This window comes from Rhizobium sp. 007, from assembly GCF_015353075.1.
Lineage (GTDB): Bacteria > Pseudomonadota > Alphaproteobacteria > Rhizobiales > Rhizobiaceae > Rhizobium.
Genome location: NZ_CP064188.1, coordinates 2,221,978 through 2,238,076, shown reverse-complemented (window position 1 = coordinate 2,238,076; position 16,099 = coordinate 2,221,978). Strand labels below are relative to the sequence as shown.

The 16,099-nt window shown below is 60.1% G+C and carries 16 protein-coding genes; 8 read left to right on the top strand and 8 right to left on the bottom strand.

Annotated elements, in window-relative coordinates:
• The first annotated feature begins 1 nt into the window (after nt 1).
• Complete coding sequence (locus ISN39_RS31605) at nt 2–916, top strand: DMT family transporter (protein WP_194731818.1); 915 nt, start codon at nt 2–4, stop codon at nt 914–916.
• Between the two features lie 30 nt (nt 917–946).
• On the opposite strand, the gene ugpC is transcribed toward ISN39_RS31605, so the two are convergent.
• The 4 genes from ugpC to ISN39_RS31585 form a co-directional block, all read right to left on the bottom strand.
• Nucleotides 947–2,023 (bottom strand): sn-glycerol-3-phosphate ABC transporter ATP-binding protein UgpC, encoded by a 1,077-nt coding sequence (gene ugpC, locus ISN39_RS31600; RefSeq protein ID WP_194731817.1) that lies wholly within the window; start codon nt 2,021–2,023, stop codon nt 947–949.
• 9 nt (nt 2,024–2,032) lie between these two features.
• A complete protein-coding gene (locus tag ISN39_RS31595; protein WP_194731816.1) occupies nt 2,033–3,121 on the bottom strand; it encodes a carbohydrate ABC transporter permease in 1,089 nt (362 codons plus the stop codon).
• A complete protein-coding gene (locus tag ISN39_RS31590; RefSeq protein ID WP_194731995.1) occupies nt 3,114–4,037 on the bottom strand; it encodes a sugar ABC transporter permease in 924 nt (307 codons plus the stop codon). Before ISN39_RS31590 ends, ISN39_RS31595 begins: the two co-directional genes overlap by 8 nt.
• A gap of 101 nt (nt 4,038–4,138) precedes the next feature.
• Complete coding sequence (locus ISN39_RS31585; protein ID WP_194731815.1) at nt 4,139–5,416, bottom strand: ABC transporter substrate-binding protein; 1,278 nt, start codon at nt 5,414–5,416, stop codon at nt 4,139–4,141.
• A 256-nt stretch (nt 5,417–5,672) separates the two neighbouring features.
• Here ISN39_RS31585 and ISN39_RS31580 point away from each other — a divergent pair, with 256 nt between their 5' ends.
• From ISN39_RS31580 to ISN39_RS31570, 3 genes are read left to right on the top strand one after another with little or no spacing between them, the layout of a single operon-like run.
• Nucleotides 5,673–6,683: a Gfo/Idh/MocA family oxidoreductase gene (locus ISN39_RS31580; RefSeq protein WP_194731814.1), complete on the top strand. Its 1,011-nt coding sequence runs from the start codon at nt 5,673–5,675 to the stop codon at nt 6,681–6,683.
• Nucleotides 6,684–6,694: 11 nt separating this feature from the next.
• On the top strand, nt 6,695–7,792 hold the full coding sequence (locus ISN39_RS31575) for a Gfo/Idh/MocA family oxidoreductase (protein ID WP_194731813.1): 1,098 nt from the start codon (nt 6,695–6,697) through the stop codon (nt 7,790–7,792).
• A gap of 51 nt (nt 7,793–7,843) precedes the next feature.
• Nucleotides 7,844–8,614 (top strand): FadR/GntR family transcriptional regulator, encoded by a 771-nt coding sequence (locus ISN39_RS31570; RefSeq protein WP_074072933.1) that lies wholly within the window; start codon nt 7,844–7,846, stop codon nt 8,612–8,614.
• A 154-nt stretch (nt 8,615–8,768) separates the two neighbouring features.
• Here ISN39_RS31570 and ISN39_RS31565 read toward each other — a convergent pair whose 3' ends face one another.
• The 4 genes from ISN39_RS31565 to ISN39_RS31550 all read right to left on the bottom strand — a co-directional run bounded on the left by ISN39_RS31565 (nt 8,769) and on the right by ISN39_RS31550 (nt 11,618).
• Nucleotides 8,769–9,077, bottom strand: a complete 309-nt coding sequence (locus tag ISN39_RS31565) for a helix-turn-helix transcriptional regulator (protein WP_194731812.1) — start codon at nt 9,075–9,077, stop codon at nt 8,769–8,771.
• Nucleotides 9,078–9,098: 21 nt separating this feature from the next.
• On the bottom strand, nt 9,099–9,578 hold the full coding sequence (locus ISN39_RS31560; RefSeq protein WP_246763489.1) for a HipA N-terminal domain-containing protein: 480 nt from the start codon (nt 9,576–9,578) through the stop codon (nt 9,099–9,101).
• Between the two features lie 82 nt (nt 9,579–9,660).
• Nucleotides 9,661–10,848, bottom strand: coding sequence for a mannonate dehydratase (gene uxuA, locus ISN39_RS31555; protein ID WP_194731811.1), 1,188 nt, complete (start codon nt 10,846–10,848; stop codon nt 9,661–9,663).
• A gap of 47 nt (nt 10,849–10,895) precedes the next feature.
• Nucleotides 10,896–11,618, bottom strand: coding sequence for a GntR family transcriptional regulator (locus tag ISN39_RS31550; RefSeq protein ID WP_194731810.1), 723 nt, complete (start codon nt 11,616–11,618; stop codon nt 10,896–10,898).
• Between the two features lie 679 nt (nt 11,619–12,297).
• Here ISN39_RS31550 and ISN39_RS31545 point away from each other — a divergent pair.
• From ISN39_RS31545 to ISN39_RS31530, 4 genes are all read left to right on the top strand, one after another.
• On the top strand, nt 12,298–12,498 hold the full coding sequence (locus tag ISN39_RS31545) for a hypothetical protein (protein ID WP_194731809.1): 201 nt from the start codon (nt 12,298–12,300) through the stop codon (nt 12,496–12,498).
• Nucleotides 12,499–12,549: 51 nt separating this feature from the next.
• Nucleotides 12,550–13,089, top strand: a complete 540-nt coding sequence (locus tag ISN39_RS31540; RefSeq protein WP_246763488.1) for a Fic family protein — start codon at nt 12,550–12,552, stop codon at nt 13,087–13,089.
• Nucleotides 13,090–14,093: 1,004 nt separating this feature from the next.
• Nucleotides 14,094–14,579, top strand: coding sequence for an SAM domain-containing protein (locus ISN39_RS31535; protein WP_194731807.1), 486 nt, complete (start codon nt 14,094–14,096; stop codon nt 14,577–14,579).
• Between the two features lie 57 nt (nt 14,580–14,636).
• Entirely contained in the window at nt 14,637–16,076 is a 1,440-nt protein-coding gene (locus ISN39_RS31530) for a hypothetical protein (RefSeq protein WP_194731806.1), read from the top strand.
• The last annotated feature ends 23 nt before the right edge of the window (nt 16,077–16,099 follow it).

Below are 16,099 nucleotides of genomic sequence, written 5' to 3'. Positions count from 1 at the left end.
GATGAAACGCAGTGCCGTCGCCGTCAGTTCGAACGTGATCCTGACGGGCGTCTTGTTGATGCTGCTCGGCGATTTCCTCTTTGCGCTCAACGATGCGATGGGCAAATGGCTGGTTGCGAGTTTCGCCGTCGGTCAGGTGCTGGTGATCCGCTCGGTCGGCGCCTTCATCGTGCTCGGTCCGATGATCATCCGGCAAGGGACGCGGCAGCTCTTCAATGTCGAGCAAAAGGGGCAGCAGGTGATGCGCGTCATCATGACGACCTGCGATGTCAGCCTGTTTTATGCGGCCGTCGCCTATCTGCCGCTTGCCGATGTCATGACCTTCTATATGGCGGGGCCCATCTATGTCGCCGCGCTTTCGCACTTTTTCCTCGGCGAGAAGATCGGCTGGCGCCGCTGGCTTGCGGTTTTCATCGGCTTTGCCGGTGTTGTCGTAGCGCTCCGTCCATCATCTGCGATGCTGTCCTTGCCATCTCTTTTCGGTCTGACGGGCAGTCTCGCCTTCGCGCTGACGCTGGTGATGAACCGCTCCTTGCGCGCGACAAGCGACACCACGCTCGTCACCTGGCAGTCGATCGCTGCTCTCATTGCCGGGATCGTTCTCAGTATCGGCCATTGGCGTCAGGCGACGCTTCTCGACTACTCAGGCATGCTGCTTCTGGGCGTCGTCGCCTCCTGCGCCCACCTGCTGATTACCCGATCGCTGAAGCTTGCGCCCGCATCGCTGCTGGCGCCGCTGCAATACACGCTGCTCATATGGGCGATCGTGCTTGGCATGATCTTTTTCGATGACGTACCCGATATGCAGATCCTCATCGGCGCGGCGATCATCGTCGTTGCAGGACTTTTCATCTTCCACCGGAAAAACCTCAGGGACACGATCACGCCGGACGCGGTTGCGCCGGACGGACATTGAGCGTTCAGTCGAAGGATTGTCCCGGCAGGGTCAGTCGGTTTTGATCCGCAGGCCTGTTTCATCGAACAGATGCCAATGGCCCGGACGGGGTGCGATGTTGAGGACATCGCCGCGCGCGACCCGGCTCTGGCCCTGCTGGTGCACCAGGATCGGCTCGCCGTTTGGAAGGGTGCAATGCAGGTAGCTGTTGGCCCCGTGCTGTTCGGCAACGGCGACCTCGGCTGGCCAGCCGCTTTCACCGACCAGGAAATCTTCGGGCCGCACACCGAGTGTTGCTTTCCGTCCGGCTGCAAGCCCGGCTTCAAGGGGCAATTCCAACGGCGGCAATCCGGCGCACTCGAAGGCGAGCGTCCCGTTGGTCGAAGTGCCGATTGTCCCTTCGATGAGGTTCATGCGCGGCGAGCCGATGAAGCCGGCAACGAACGTGTTGTGCGGGCGATTATAAAGATCAAGCGGCGCACCGACCTGCTCGATGACGCCCTTGCGAAGGACGACGATCTTATCTGCCATCGTCATCGCCTCGATCTGGTCATGCGTCACATAAATCATCGTATTGCCGAGCCGCTCGTGCAGCTTGGTAATCTCGACGCGCATCAGCACCCGCAGTTCCGCATCGAGGTTGGAAAGCGGCTCGTCGAAGAGGAATATCTTCGGATCGCGGGTGATGGCGCGACCGATTGCGACGCGCTGGCGCTGACCGCCGGACAACTGGCGGGGGCGCCGGTCGAGCAGCGTGTCGATCTGCAAAAGCTTGCCGGCTGCTTCAACGCGGCGGTCGATCTCGTCTTTCGGCATCCGGATATTCTCAAGTCCGAAGCTCAGATTCTGGCGAACGGTCATGTGGGGATAAAGAGCGTAGGACTGGAAGACCATGGCGACGCCGCGATCGGCCGCCGGCGTGTCGATGACGGTTTCGCCGTTAATGCGGATGTCGCCGCCCGTTGCCTCTTCGAGCCCAGCAATCATTCTAAGCAGCGTCGACTTTCCGCAGCCGGACGGGCCGACGAAGACGACGAATTCGCCATCCTTGATATCGAGATTGATATCGGGGATCACCTGCAGCGTGCCGAAGGATTTGTTGACATTTTCAAGTACGAGGTTTGCCATGAACGAAACTCACTTGATGCCCGTGGATGCGATGCCGGTGGTGATGTAGCGCTGCAGAAAGATGAAGGCGCAGGCAAGCGGTAGCGCCGTCAGGGTCGTCATGGCGAGCATCAGATCGTAACGGACCTCGAACTCGCTCTGGAAAGAGTTGAGCGCCAGCTGCAGCGTATAGACCTCGCGGCGATTGAGGACGATCAAGGGCAGCAGGAAGTCGTTCCAGCGCGACAGGATCGAGAAGATCGCCACAACGGCAAGCGCCGGGCTGGAAAGCGGCAGGACGATCCTAAAGAAGATGCGCCACTCGCTCGCATGATCCATGCGCGCTGCTTCGATCAGTTCGTCAGGGATCGTCAGCATGTATTGGCGTAGCAGGAAGACGCCGGTCGGCGTCGCGACGGTCGGCAGGATGACACCCCAGAGATTTCCGACAAGGCCGAGCTCGGCAACGATGAGGTAAGTCGGCACGAGAACCACGGTGGCCGGGATCATCAGCGTCGACAGGATCGAGATCAAGGCGACGTTGCTGCCTGCGAAACGGTACTTCGAAAGCGCAAAGGCAGCCATGGAATTCATCACCAGCGTGATAATGGTCGCAACAGTGGTGATGAACAGGCTGTTATAGACATAGCGGCCCATCGCCTGGCCGGAACTTGCGACCAGGTTGGTGTAGTTCTCGGTCGCAAGCCGCACCTTGCGGACGGGGACGGCATCGGTCACGGCAACGGTGACACGGCCGGCGCCAGGGTTGTCGGGATTGATCATCTGCGCATTCCTGCCGACACGGCGGATCTGCGCAAGCCGCGCCTTCGTGCCGTCCTTCAAGGTTACGTCGAAGAGCGGCAGCGGCTGGTCGAAACCTTCAACCACGGCTGTTTCGCTGGAATAGGGCAGAATGCTCGGCGGAAATTCCTGCAGATTGGCTTGCGTCTTGAAAGAAGACAGGACCACCCAGGCAACCGGCGTGAACATGATGAGCAGTCCAAGGACGAGGAAGCCATAGGTGAGCCAATCGGTAACGTCGAGCCTGTTGCGCCCGCGCCGGGCAAAGAGCAGACCGCGCATGGGAGCTCCGGATTTGGACAGGGCAACGTCAGCCATGTTGCGAATTCCTCGAGAGGCGCAGCTGCAGGCCGGTGAAGATCAAGAGCACGACGCCGAGCAGCAGCGAGGCCGCGGCCGCGAGACCGAAATTGCGAGGCTGCACGGCGAAACCGACCTCGTAGATATATTGGACGATCAGCATCGTCGCAGATCCGGGGCCGCCGCCTGTCAGCACGTAGAGCTCATCGAAGGTCTGGACCGAGCGAATGACGCAGAGAACGAAGACGACGAGCAGGACGGGCTTTAGAAGCGGCAGCGTGATGCGCGTGAAGACCCGCCAGTTGGTGGCGGAGTCCATCTTGGCAGCTTCATAGACATCGCGCGGGATCGACTGCAGACCGGCAAGCAGAATGATCGTGTAAAAGCCCATATGCGCCCAGACGGTGACGAAGACCGACCAGAAGAAGGCGGTATTTGGAAATACCAGCCAGTTGACGGGCGAAAGTCCGAGCCAGGTTAGAATGCCGTTCAACGCGCCGTTGCGCTGCAGGATCCACTGCCAGGTCAACGCCACGACGACAGGCGAAAGCATGACGGGAAAGAAGAAGACGGCGCGAAAGAAGCCGCGGCCGCGGATCTCGCGGTTGAGGCAGACAGCGGCAAGCAGCGCGACGCCGATCATGCAGATCACCTGGATCGGCACGAAGACGAGACTATTGCCGACCGCCCGCCAGAAGAGATCGCTCGAGCAGGTGGATGCATCGAGATAGTTGGTGCAGTCGAACAGCGTTTCGTAATTGCCAGATCCGATGAAGGGTCGCTCGCTCGGATAAAGACGGTCGCTGCCGGTGACCGAATAGAAGACGTTGATTGCGACCGGAAGGAGCGAGAAAAACAAAACGGCGAGGAGGTTCGGCAGAAGAAAGACCCACGGCATGCGCCGGATGCCCAGGATCTTTTGCAGGCCCGTCATCAAAGGCTCGGCGAGCCTTGCCGGCAGGAGGATGATGCCGCCGGCAACTGTCGCAAGTCGAGCCCTTGTGGCCATACCGCTCTCCTTCCGGATCATCCTGTCTATTGGCCGGCCGCCTTGATGGCGAGCTCGACATCCTGCTTGACACGGTCAAGTGCTGCATCGACCTCCAATTCGCTATTCAGGACCTGGCTGATGCGCGTCGTCAGCGCGTTCATCATGGCACGCTGATAGCGCCAGCCCTGGAAGCGATAGGCGGCCGGCGCCATTTTCGGGATCTGGGCGATGAAGGTCGAAAGTGATTGCTGCGTACGCTCAGAGGCGCTCGGATAGGTCACGCCATTTTCGATTAGCGATTTTGCCGCCGGAATCTCCACGGCCGCCGAGACGATTTCGGCGTTGTTCTTCGACTGGGCGATATAGTCGATCAGCTTGCCGACCGCTTCGGGCTGTTTGGTATGCTTGAAGCCGACGAGCGCTCCGCCGCCCGGCATGACGGTGCACGATGAGGGCCCGCAGGGCGCAGGTGCCACCTGCCAGTCGAAGAGGTCCCCGACTTCCTTGTCCATCTGGCTGAGCGTCCAGGAACCGCCGAAGTAAAGCACGGTCTTGGCATTCAGGAAATCTGAGAAGAGTTCGCGATGCGTTGCGCCGCCGACCGCTCCCCAAAGGTCCATCGGCATTGTTCCGTCCTTGTGCCAGGCCACGAACTGTTCGACGGCATCCTTCAGCCCCTTGTCGACAACCGGTTTGCCCTGGTCATCGACCAATTCGGCGCCGTAGCTGATGGCAAGGCTTGCAAAGCGGTGGCCAGAGCGGTCCATCTCCATGGCGTATTCGGTGTTGGTCGCCTTGGCCACCTTGCGTGTCGCTTCGGCCCATTCGGCCCAGGTTGCGCCCTCCTTGGGAACCGGAACGCCCGCCTGCTCGAACAAGGTGAGATTGACATAGGCGCCATTGACGGTGAGCGTCGTCGGCATGCCGTTGATTGCCTTGCTCGTCGGATTGGAGCCACGCAGCCATTGCAGGGTCTGGCTGTATTCCTTCTCGAAATTCGCCGCGTTCACATAAGGCGTCAGGTCGAGATAGTAACGGCTGAGGCCGCCGAGGTCGGTGATGATCGCCGCATCGGGGCCCTCGCCGGATTCGAGCTGCACCGGCAGGCTTTCGACGAGCGACTGATAGGGAACGGTCTCGAGCTTGACCTTGACGCCTGGATTTTCGGATTCGTATCGTTTGACGACGGGATCCATGGTCAGGCAGCCGAAGCCGATATCGTCGCAAAAAACGGTGAGTTCCTGCGCCTGGGCAATACCCGACAGCGCCGTGGCTGCAAGCAGCGTCGAGGCCGCCCACAAGCCGATGCGGGTGCGTTTCATATCCAGATCCTCCAGCGATCGCGAGGGCCTCCCGCCCGGGGTGGCGATCTGCCATAAACATGTCTGGACTTACCAGATTGTCAACCTGCAAGGCGAAAGAATTTTTGCCAAAACCAGTGCTAATGTGGCTGGTTTGCCGCAGTTCCATTTGCAAAAACATTCTTGACAGGTTCGAGCTTTGAGTGTCTGGTTTGACCAATTATGAGGAGACGAGAAGCCGCAGCTCCCACGGCTTTTGCAGGAGGACGATATTAAAATGCTGAGATTTGCCGTTGTCGGAATCGACCATCCGCACACGTTTGATCATGTGAAGGGATTGCAAGCGGCGGGTGGAGAATTCGTTGGCTATTGCCCGAAGACCTCTGTTCCGGCGCTGCTCGAAAATTTCAAGAAGACATATCCGGATGCGCCGCAGATCGACCGCGAGACGATTTTCGCCGATCCGTCCATCGACGTCATCTGCATCTCCGCCATTCCGCGCGATCGCGCCGGTCTTGCGATCCGCGCCATGAGGGCCGGCAAGGACGTGATGACGGACAAGCCGGGCGTCACGACGTTTGCGCAGTTGGAGGAGGTCAAGAAGGCCGTCGCCGAGACAGGCAAGATCTTCTCGATCTGCTTTTCGGAGCGCCATTGCGTTCGCTCGGCGGTCAAAGCAGCCAAACTCGTCAAGGAAGGCGCGATCGGCAAGGTCATCCAGACGCTCGGCATGGGACCGCACCGGCTGCAGCTGCCGACGCGGCCGGACTGGTTTTTCGATCCCGAAGCCTTTGGCGGCATCATCGTAGACATCGCCTCGCATCAGATCGACCAGTTTCTCTTCTATACCGGCTCGACGAGCGGCGAAGTCGTCGCAAGCGCAATCGGCAACTTCGGCATGCCGGAGAAACCGGCATTCCAGGACTTCGGCGAGGTATTGCTTCGCTCCGACAAGGCGTCCGGCTATGTCCGCGTCGACTGGTTTACGCCCGAGGCGCTGCCGACCTGGGGTGACGGACGTCTGACCATTCTCGGCACCAAAGGCTATATCGAGCTTCGCAAATACATCGATATTTCCGGCCGCCCCGGCAAGGATCATCTGTTCCTCGTGAACGGCGAGGAAAATACCTACATCGACTGCAGCAGCGAGAAGCTCGACTATTTTGAAGCATTCACCGCCGACGTGCGCGATCGCACGGAAACGGCGATGACGCAGGCGCACGTCTACGAGGTCTGCCGCCTTTCGCTTGAGGCGCAGGCCAAGGCTTCCCGGCTCGGCGGACGATAGGAGGAGATATCATGACGAAGAAATTGCGCGTTGGCGTAATCGGTGCGGGCATCGCTTCGCGCCATCTGATCGGCTACGACTGGAACAAGGACCTTTTCGACGTGCCGGTGCTTTGCTCGCTGGACGAAGAACGCGGCCGCGAACTTTGCGAAATGCATGGCATTGGCGAGTATACTCAGAATGTCGACGACCTCTTTGTCCGCAACGATCTCGACATCATCGATATTTCGACGCCGCCGGATTCTCATTTCGAACTCTGCAAGAAGGGCATCGAATCGGGAAAACATGTGATTTGCGAAAAACCGCTCTTCGGCTCGATTGCCGACGTCGACGAGATGAGCCGCATTGTTGCGCGTTCCGGCGGCAAGAAACTCATGCCGATCTTTCAGTATCGCTACGGCTCCGGTCTTCAGAAGCTGAAGCTGCTGATCGAACTTGGTCTGACCGGGCGTCCCTTCCTGACGACGATCGAGACCCATTGGTGGCGTGGCCCTGCCTACTACGAAGTTCCGTGGCGCGGAAAGTGGAAGAGCGAGCTCGGCGGCGGTCTGCTGGGGCACGCGATCCATGCGCACGACATGCTGAACTATGTGCATGGCGCCTGCGCCGAAGTCTTTGCCTACGGCGCGACGCTGGTAAACAAGATCGAAGTCGAAGATACGATGGCGCTTTCCGTCAAGATGCAGAACGGATCGCTGGCGGCACTTTCCATGACGCTCGGCTCACGCAAGGAGATCTCGCGCCTGCGCTTCTGCTTCCATGATCTCGTCGCCGAAAGCATTCTCGAACCTTATACGATGGGTCGTGATCCGTGGAGCTTCATCGCAGGCACCGAGGAGCACCAGAAGCGCGTCGACGAAGCGCTCGCCGGCTACGAAGTGAAGGAAGACGGCTATACCCGCCAGTTCGAGCTGTTCCATCAGGCGATCATCGAAGACAAGGAGCCGCCGGTGACGCTGCAAGACGCGCGCAATTCGCTGGAACTGGTGACGGCGGCCTATCATTCGCAGCGCACCGGCAAGCCGACGCCGCTGCCGATCACCGCCGAGCATCCGCTTTACCACTCGTGGCTTCCGGACGAAGAGCGGCGTATGGCCGCCAGCGCCTGAGCGGCAAACAGAAATGCGTCACCCGTCTTAAGGGTGGCGCAAGGAGGTATCATGGGGGCAGCCGTACCAGCGCTTCGGCTTCAGGGGGAGCAGCGGCTTTATCAGATCGTCGCACGCCGTATTGCGCGCATGATCGAGGCAAACGCCAAGAACCCGGACTGGCGCATGCCTTCCGAACGCGAGCTTGCCGAAGAACTCGAAGTCAGCCGCCCGGTCGTGCGCGAGGCGGTTATTGCTCTGGAGATGCGCGGCCTGGTCGAAGTCAAGGGCAGGGCCGGCATCGTCGTTTTGCCGGTCCGCGGCAATCAGGTCAATTTTGACAAGATCAGTGCGGATGCCGGCCCCGGCCCGTTCGAACTTCTGGAAGCCCGGCTTGCAGTCGAGGCGAGTGCCGCCGCCATGGCGGCCGAACGCGCGACGAATTACGATATTGCCGTGCTCGAGGACTGTATCGCTCAGATGGAGCATGAGACCGACGTCACCTTAAACAACGAAAAGGGCGACCGCGATTTCCATGTGACGATTGCGCGCATGACCGGTAATGCCATCATCGTTTCAATCGTCGAGGCGCTTTGGGTTCAGCGCGACGAGTCGCTGATGTGGAAAAAACTGCATGAGCATATCCACGCGCCAAGCGTGCGCCCGCTCTGGATCGGCGATCACCATGCAATCCTGACGGCTCTGCGTCTGCGCAATCCCGACGCCGCCTACAAGGCGATGGCGCGCCACATCCGCAACGTCAGTAACGAGTTGATGGAAGCTGACGAAAGGGGACGGTTTGCGCCGGAAGTCATGCAGGCGGATGATGGAAAATCGCGCTAGCGGGATGGTCAAGGGCTCTGGATTCAACGCCCACCTTCTCCAGCCTTTCGGCAGGGATTCCGATTGGCTCTCCTGTCCGGGCAGGACGCACATGAGCGGCTGCCAAATGGGCAGACAGTCGGGGTGCGCTAACAGTCGGTTCCTGAACCAGGCTTTACCCCAGGGGTGATCCTGGCTCATCGTCGCGCGGCGTTTTCGGTACAAATCCAACAGCGAAGCCGAATAGCCTGCCGATCTTGTCTAGCGTCTCTAGAGTCGGGTTACCTGTGCCGGTTTCGATTTCGGCAACCTGTCGGCGGGTAAGCCCGAGCGTCTTGGCGAACGCCTCCTGCGTCATGCCGATGCTCTTGCGGATTTCGAGCGCCGCGCCAGGCAGGCGCAGCGCGCCATGGCGCGCGCGCTCCGCCAAGATTTGGCGCAGTTCCCGGACTTCCTCTTTGCTCGGCTTCTTCCATCGAGCCATATGATCAGTTCCTTGCCGGCATCATGAACTGGTTGCCAAAACGCCGTCGGCAATCTCAGCGCATCGCGCCATGAAGTGATCGGTACGCTCGAGAATGTCGTTCTCGGTCACGCCCTGGCGTTGAACCTCACGTAGACGAGCCGCTTCGGCATCAGCCGCTTCTTTGATGCGAATATTGCCAATCCCTCCGGTCGCCGCCCGGAGCAGGAGGGGAAGATCGGCTTCGCGCGAAGCGTCGTTCGGCTCAAGGTGTTCGGCAAGTTTCCGGCGCGCATGTCCTTGTGGCATTAGATCCAACAGGAAGGGTGGCCAGTGGCGACTGTATCGGTTTTCAAGGTCTACGGGATAGCGGACGGATAGGGCGCGATGGTCGCAAACAGCTTTTCCATTGGCAAAATCGACAGAAGCTGCCTCAACAAAGTAATCGAGATCGTAGTCAATGACCGAGGCGCCCGCATAGCCGGAAGAGCTATATGACCCGCAAAAATTTCCCGCTTTCATCGAGCCGAAATTCCGGTGAGACAAAACGAGGAAAAGCAACCTCCGAAAATCGGAATGGCGGGCCTGGAGGGCTCTCTCACGATCAGGATGGTTTGGCACCGAGCGCGTGCAGGATGCCGCGCAGTTCCGCCAGTCCGCGCATGCGGCCGATCGCGGGATAGCCTGGCGTGACGGTCTTGTTCAGATCATCCAGCATACGGTGACCATGGTCGGAGCGAAACACGATTTCGTCTTTCGGGCCGCGCTTGCGGTCCTCGGCCACGAGTTCCTTGAGAACCGCGACCATATCGACATCACCTTCCAGATGTGCGCTTTCATGGAAGGAGCGGCCGTCGCCTTCACGCTTGGTGGCGCGCAGATGCGCGAAGTAGATGCGCGAGGCAAAGCGTCGGGCGATCGCCGGCAGGTCGTTGTCGGCACGCACGCCGAGGCTGCCGGTGCAGTAGCACATGCCGTTGGCCTTTGATGGTACGGCCTCGAAAAGGGCAGCGTAGTCATCTGCCGTCGAGGCAATGCGCGGCAGGCCGAAGAGCGAACGCGGCGGATCGTCCGGATGGAGCGTCAGCTTGACGCCGCGCGCTTCGGCGGCAGGTGTGACGGCCTGAAGGAATTCGATGAGGTGCTGGCGGAGCTTTTCGGCGTCGATGCCGGCATAGGCGGCAAGCTTTTCGCGGAAGCCGGGAATGGTCAAAGGCTCGGTTGTCGAGCCGGGCAGGGCTGAGGTTATGATACGGGTGACCTCGGCGATCTCGGCTTCCGGCATAGCCTCGTAGACCTCGCGGGCGCGTTTCCGGTCGTCCGCTGAATATTCCTTTTCGGCGCCTGGACGCTGCAGCACGAAGAGGTCGAAGGCAGCAAAGCGTTCGTGGTCGAAGCGCATGGCGGTCGCGCCCGTCGATATCTCGTAATCGAGCTCGGTGCGTGTCCAGTCGACTACGGGCATGAAGTTGTAGCAGATGATCGGGATCCCGCAGGCGGCGACGGCTTCGAGGCTTGCAATCCAAGCCTCGATTTCGGCCTTGGCCTGGCCGCCCTTGCGCTTGACTGCATCAGGGATCGGAATGCTCTCGACGACGGACCAGGTGAGGGACGAGCGGCCGGGCGGCGTGGTTTCGATCATGGCCTTGCGTTCGCTGACTTCGCTTTGCGTCCAGGCGCGGCCGATCGGAACCTGATGCAGCGAGGAAACGATGTTCGTCGCGCCCGTCTGGCGTACATCGTCCAGGGTGACGGGAGCCTCGGGCCCAAACCATCTCCAACCTTGCCGCATCTGTTTCCTCCTTGCTGTCTCGTTGCTTATGGATTCTGCCGGCTGCTTCAGCAGAAATAATCGGGATAACGTGTTCGAAGCTCCGCGACATCGGGGATGACGGCGCTCAGATGGTGAAGCATGGCGTTGCGGGCGGCTTCCGCATCGTGGGCTGCGATCGCATCGCGGATAGCACAGTGTTCGGGAACCACATTATCCATGCGGCCCAAGGCTGGAAGCGTCAGCCGCCGGGCTCGGTCGATCTGCACCTTGACCGTTTTCAGGATGGTCCAGATACCGGGATAGCCGGCGATCTGGGTTATCACCTCGTGAAAGGCCTCGTCTTCTTCATGGAAGCTCGACACGTCGCCGAGGGCGGCAAGCGCTTCCTGCCGGGAGATGATGGCATCGAGCCGGGCAATGTGGTGCGGCTTGGCCATTCTGGCGGCACTCTCGACGGTCGTGCCTTCCAGTGCTTTGCGAACGACAACCGCTTCCGGGATTGCCGATACGGGGATACGCGAAACGACGGTGCCGGACTGCGGATAAATCTCGACGAGCCCGCCTTCGGCAAGACGAAGCAGCGCTTCACGCACCGGCGTGCGGCTGACGCCGAATTCCTCGGCGACGCGCTTTTCGTGAAGCGCAATTCCTGGCGGCATGCGCAGCGAAACGATGTCGGCATGAAGGCTCTCGAAAATCGCATCCGCCGCCGTTACGCGGCGAAGCTTCGCCGGTCTTTCCAAAAGAGCCGGAAAATCGATCGCTTCGGAACTGGACGCCTGCCGCATGGACTGCCTGAATATGACTTCGTGTGCATACTAGTATATCAATCGAAGTCTGTTGCCAAGGCGCGCCGAGAGGTGCCACACGGCGCTTCCGCATCGACGAGGCCAACGGCCTCAAGCCGAGCATTCCGCCCCCTCAAGTTCTGCCGGCGCGAACTTGGCGGCAAGTAGTACGAGGATCTGGAACGCGCCCTCGCGGCTGCCGGCGACAAATATCCGCATCACCAACCTCAAGGGTGGCCGTGAGGGCCGGGACACCGGCGCGCGACCGAAACCTTCCCCCTGATCGGCCGCTACAAGGTAGTCAGCCCAACCAGGATCGGGTCGACCAGGTCGAGATCGAGATCCCGGGCTCGTGCAAACACCGAACGCATTTCTCATAATGCCGAATGTACCGTGGGGGCTGTCTGCCCCCACACCGCCGAGGATATTTCGAAAAGGGTTAGGGGCGTTTTTTAAGAGGTTTTACCTGGAAAACGGGAGACAGGTCGGCTGGGAAGGCTAAACGCGTTTGAAGCGCGCCTGAATGGCGGATGCCACCACTTTTCCATGATGGCATCCTAACCCTTTACGGTCATCGGCTTCCCAGCCTGTACCGTGCCCGCAGTGAATCACGCCGGCCGAGGCTTGCCAAGCGGAATCCTTTTGGCGCCTGCCATAAGGACGTGATAGGTTCTGATTCATGAACACTCTCAAAACGCCCAAACTAAACCGCAACGCCAAGACCGGCCGCCTTTCGCAGGCGCGTGCCGAGAAGATCAGTGCCGTTGAAGGTCTCGTGCTCAGCCCGCGCATGCGCAAGATCCTCGCCCAGACCAAGGACCAGCCGGCCGAGGAACGCCGCCAGGCTATCCGCGCGCAGTTCGCTCGCAAGTCCGCCTAAGCATTGGTCTATACCGCCGAATCCGATCCCCTCTGTTATCCGGGCACGACTGTGCTCCGCAACAAGCTGGATCTGACTGACCAGGACGAGCTGGACGAGTTCGAGACCGCCATGTTCGTCATTCGCTCCGACGAAGCCTGGCCGGCCGGAAATCTCGACGTCGCGCATTATCTGGCGCTTCATCACCACCTCTTCCAGGATGTTTACGATTGGGCCGGCGAGATCCGCACGATCCGGATCGGGAAGGGCGGCAACTGGTTCTGCTACCCCGAGCACATCCACGCCCAGCTGGGCCAGGCGTTTCAGTTCTTGGCGAATGCCAATTATTTCGAAGGCCTGGCGCCCGCCGAATTCGCGGCCCAAGCCGCACATCTGCTAGCCGAGATCAACGCGGTCCATCCTTTCCGCGAAGGCAACGGCCGCACGCAGCTGACGTTGCTCGCGGTCCTGGCCGAGCACGTTGGCCTTCCCTTCAATGAAGAGGCGCTTGACCGCGATCGCGTCCTCGATGCCATGATCGAGAGCTTTGCGGGCTCCGAAGCGCCGCTGGCGGCCCTGATCCTCGACATCATCACCGAACCCTCATCCTAACCCTTTTCGAATTATCCTCGGGGGCAGGGGGCAGAAAGCCCCCTGGGGTACGCCGCGATTTTGCCGGTAGGCTGGGGGGTCTGGGGGACTCCCCAGGGTTAGGCGCGCGGAGAGCGCCGTGAATTTTTCAGGTATACAGGACGCGCCCAGGTAGTGCGGCAAGACGGCCGGCGCGACAAACAGGCCGAAGCCACCGATGATCAAGGAAAGACCGGCGGCTTTTGGCGCTAGAGCGGGAAATAGGAAAGAAAAGCAGTATTTCTTCAGGCAGGCGAACGAAGGCGAGCTGGTGGTGGCACACCACATGCCGCGTCGCCAATGGAAGCCGCCGTCGCAGGAGGGACGTCGACAACGGGTCACCATCGGCAAGTGGCTCTTGAATCTGGTGCCGAACTTCGCTCCACGGATCGTCGACCTTCCGAAAGCGCTTATCCGCAAGAGGCTGACGGCGGTCCCTTCGGCATCCGGGCTCGAGTCCGATCCAGAGCGAATGGTCGGAGGGCCGGGCTCGCCCGGCCCTTTTGCTGTTTGACGTTTAAGGTAGGAAACATCGATATACGGGCTTGAATTTGCTGCGTTGCAGCATTACCTTCTGATGATCCGAAGCGATTCACCCTCCTCCCGAGCCGCTTCGGTCCGACGGGCAGCGCTCCTCCTCCCAAGCTGCCAGTCATTATCGAAGCCCGGCGCACCTCCTCCCGCGCCGGGCTTTTCATTGCGCAAGCGGACGCTTGCCGCAAAGCAGGGCCGCGAGCTACCGCGGTGATGAGACGGAAATTTTTGCGTCATAAGCCGCTGGAAATCTTGCGCCCACACCCTGCGGGGGCTGGCTGCATCCGTTCATCTGAGCAAGCTGGAAGGGGGCCGGCATCGCCCAATCAGATTCGGCTATCCAGTGGTTAAACCCCCCTCCGGTACTGTCGGTATACACTGCATGGCGAATGCTTTTTCCCGGTGGATGCGGTATAGTGTTTTCTTGAGGGTCGTCTTGGGAGGGGACCCCGATGATTATTTCTTCCTGGCTGGAGAGCTTGGGATGCGGGCAGTATGCCTCGGCCTTCGAGATCAATGCGATTGACGCGGAGATGCTGCCAAAGCTGACCTCCGACGACCTTAAAGAGATCGGGGTGGCCGCCCTCGCGCACAGAAAGAAAATACTCGAAGCAATTGCTGGACTTGATGACGGCCAAGGGGCCTCGCGTCTGCGTCGTGAGGCGGATTTGACCGCCGTTCCTCCTCGCCACCAACCATTGTCCGCGCGTCCCCGGGAGGCGGAAAGACGCCAGCTGACAGTGATGTTCGTCGACCTGGTGGGTTCTACTGGCTTTTCCACCCATCTCGATCCCGCAGGCGGCCTCGATTATCATGGTCATGACAGGAGGAAAGCGTCTTCCACCCTCGGTTCTCGACCAAATTCATTCAAAAACCGAGGGCGTGCCGCTTTTCATCGAGGAATTGACCAAGGTCATCTTGGAATCAGGCATGCTTAGCGACACAGGCGACGATTACAAACTGTCGGGCCCCTTGCCTCCGCTGGCAGTCACGAATTGCTGGCTGCTGCCGCTGGGCTGGCAGAACCCGAGCTGGAGAGGGCGACTGACCAGCTTGTGGCTGCAGGCCTGGTATTCCGCCGTGGTGGAGGCGGCGATGTCAGCTACGCCTTCAAACACGCATTGGTTCAAGATGCCGCTTACGGGAGCCTTTTATTAAGCCGACGCCAACAGTTACACGCGCGAATTGCGCACATCATGGAGGAAAGCTTTCCTGAAAAGGTGGAAGCTGAGCCTGAGTTGCTTGCGCATCATTTCAACCAGGCCTCTCTTTTAGACAAGGCCGTCGAGTATAACGAATTGGCCGGTCGGCGTGCGCTTTCGCGCTCCTCGATATCGGAAGCGCTTGTTCGGTTCCAAAATGCCCTGAACGGATTGGCGGCTCTGCCGCCTTCCCAGGAGCGATCGCGGCGAGAACTAGCGATTCAGGTAGCGCTCGGCAGCGCGCAAGTGGCAGCGCATGGCTTTGCCGCGCCGGAAACAGGAGCGGCGTACCTGCGGGCCCACGAGCTGTGCGATGAGCTTGGTGAGGTGCGCCAGCTGTTCCCGGTTCTCTACGGCCTCTGCCTCTACCATCTCTATGCGGCCGAGCTTGCTGAGGCACGTCGCGCCGCCGACAAGCTGCTGGAGCTGGCCGGTCACAACAATGACCGGGGCCTGTCTTTCTTCGCCCATCGGGCAGCGGGTGTCAGCGCGCTTCCCGCAGGCGAATTTTTGCGTGCTCGCGCCCATTTGAAGGAAGCGCTGTCACTTTATGACCCGCAGGAACATCGGTCTGAAGCATTCGTGTATGCCTTTGACCCCCGCGTCGTCTGTCTCGATTATCTTGCCCGCACTCTATTGCCGCTTGGTTTGCCCGATCAGGCGATTGCGGCCAATGATGAAGCGGTGCGGGAAGCGAGAAGCTTAGGACACCGCAACAGTCTCGCTCTGCCTTTGTTTTTCGGTGGCGTTGTCCATCAGATACTCGGCAATCGGGAGGCTGTGAAAAGTCGGGCCTGTGAACTCCTGGAAATATCAGAAGAGGCCGGATTTCGCTTTTGGCAAGCAGGAGCAATGATCCTGCAGGCCTGGGCAATTGCCGAGGAGGGCGAAACAGATCGTGGCAGATCCGATTTGTTGAGGGGTATCGAAGAGTGGCGTCGCACCGGGGCGAAGTACATGTCGCCGTACTTCTCGGCGGTTCAAGCGACATTAAAGCCGGACATCCGGGTGCGGCCCTTGCCCTCCTTGTGGAAGCACAGCAGGTCATCGAACGTACCAATGAGCGTTGGTTCGCGGCCGAGGTTTCCGTCTTCAGGGAGAGGCCATGCTGCAAATCGATCCCGAACGGAAAACGATGGCTGCGGAGCGCTTCGGCGAGTCGCTGGCCACTGCCCGAGCACAGGGCGCACGCTTTTGGGAACTGAGGGCAGCAACGAGCCTTGCCCGGATTGACAACGAAGGTTCCGCGCGTGAAC

Bases quoted from the DNA above. Each gene is read 5' to 3' on its own strand.
- uxuA (WP_194731811.1), bottom strand. From the start codon at position 10,848: ATGCGGCAAGGTTGGAGATGGTTTGGGCCCGAGGCTCCCGTCACCCTG.
- ISN39_RS31565 (WP_194731812.1), bottom strand. From the start codon at position 9,077: ATGGCTCGATGGAAGAAGCCGAGCAAAGAGGAAGTCCGGGAACTGCGC.
- ISN39_RS31575 (WP_194731813.1), top strand. From the start codon at position 6,695: ATGACGAAGAAATTGCGCGTTGGCGTAATCGGTGCGGGCATCGCTTCG.
- ISN39_RS31570 (WP_074072933.1), top strand. From the start codon at position 7,844: ATGGGGGCAGCCGTACCAGCGCTTCGGCTTCAGGGGGAGCAGCGGCTT.
- ISN39_RS31535 (WP_194731807.1), top strand. From the start codon at position 14,094: ATGATTATTTCTTCCTGGCTGGAGAGCTTGGGATGCGGGCAGTATGCC.
- ISN39_RS31545 (WP_194731809.1), top strand. From the start codon at position 12,298: ATGAACACTCTCAAAACGCCCAAACTAAACCGCAACGCCAAGACCGGC.
- ISN39_RS31560 (WP_246763489.1), bottom strand. From the start codon at position 9,578: ATGAAAGCGGGAAATTTTTGCGGGTCATATAGCTCTTCCGGCTATGCG.
- ugpC (WP_194731817.1), bottom strand. From the start codon at position 2,023: ATGGCAAACCTCGTACTTGAAAATGTCAACAAATCCTTCGGCACGCTG.
- ISN39_RS31580 (WP_194731814.1), top strand. From the start codon at position 5,673: ATGCTGAGATTTGCCGTTGTCGGAATCGACCATCCGCACACGTTTGAT.
- ISN39_RS31590 (WP_194731995.1), bottom strand. From the start codon at position 4,037: ATGACGGGCCTGCAAAAGATCCTGGGCATCCGGCGCATGCCGTGGGTC.
- ISN39_RS31585 (WP_194731815.1), bottom strand. From the start codon at position 5,416: ATGAAACGCACCCGCATCGGCTTGTGGGCGGCCTCGACGCTGCTTGCA.
- ISN39_RS31595 (WP_194731816.1), bottom strand. From the start codon at position 3,121: ATGGCTGACGTTGCCCTGTCCAAATCCGGAGCTCCCATGCGCGGTCTG.
- ISN39_RS31550 (WP_194731810.1), bottom strand. From the start codon at position 11,618: ATGCGGCAGGCGTCCAGTTCCGAAGCGATCGATTTTCCGGCTCTTTTG.
- ISN39_RS31605 (WP_194731818.1), top strand. From the start codon at position 2: ATGAAACGCAGTGCCGTCGCCGTCAGTTCGAACGTGATCCTGACGGGC.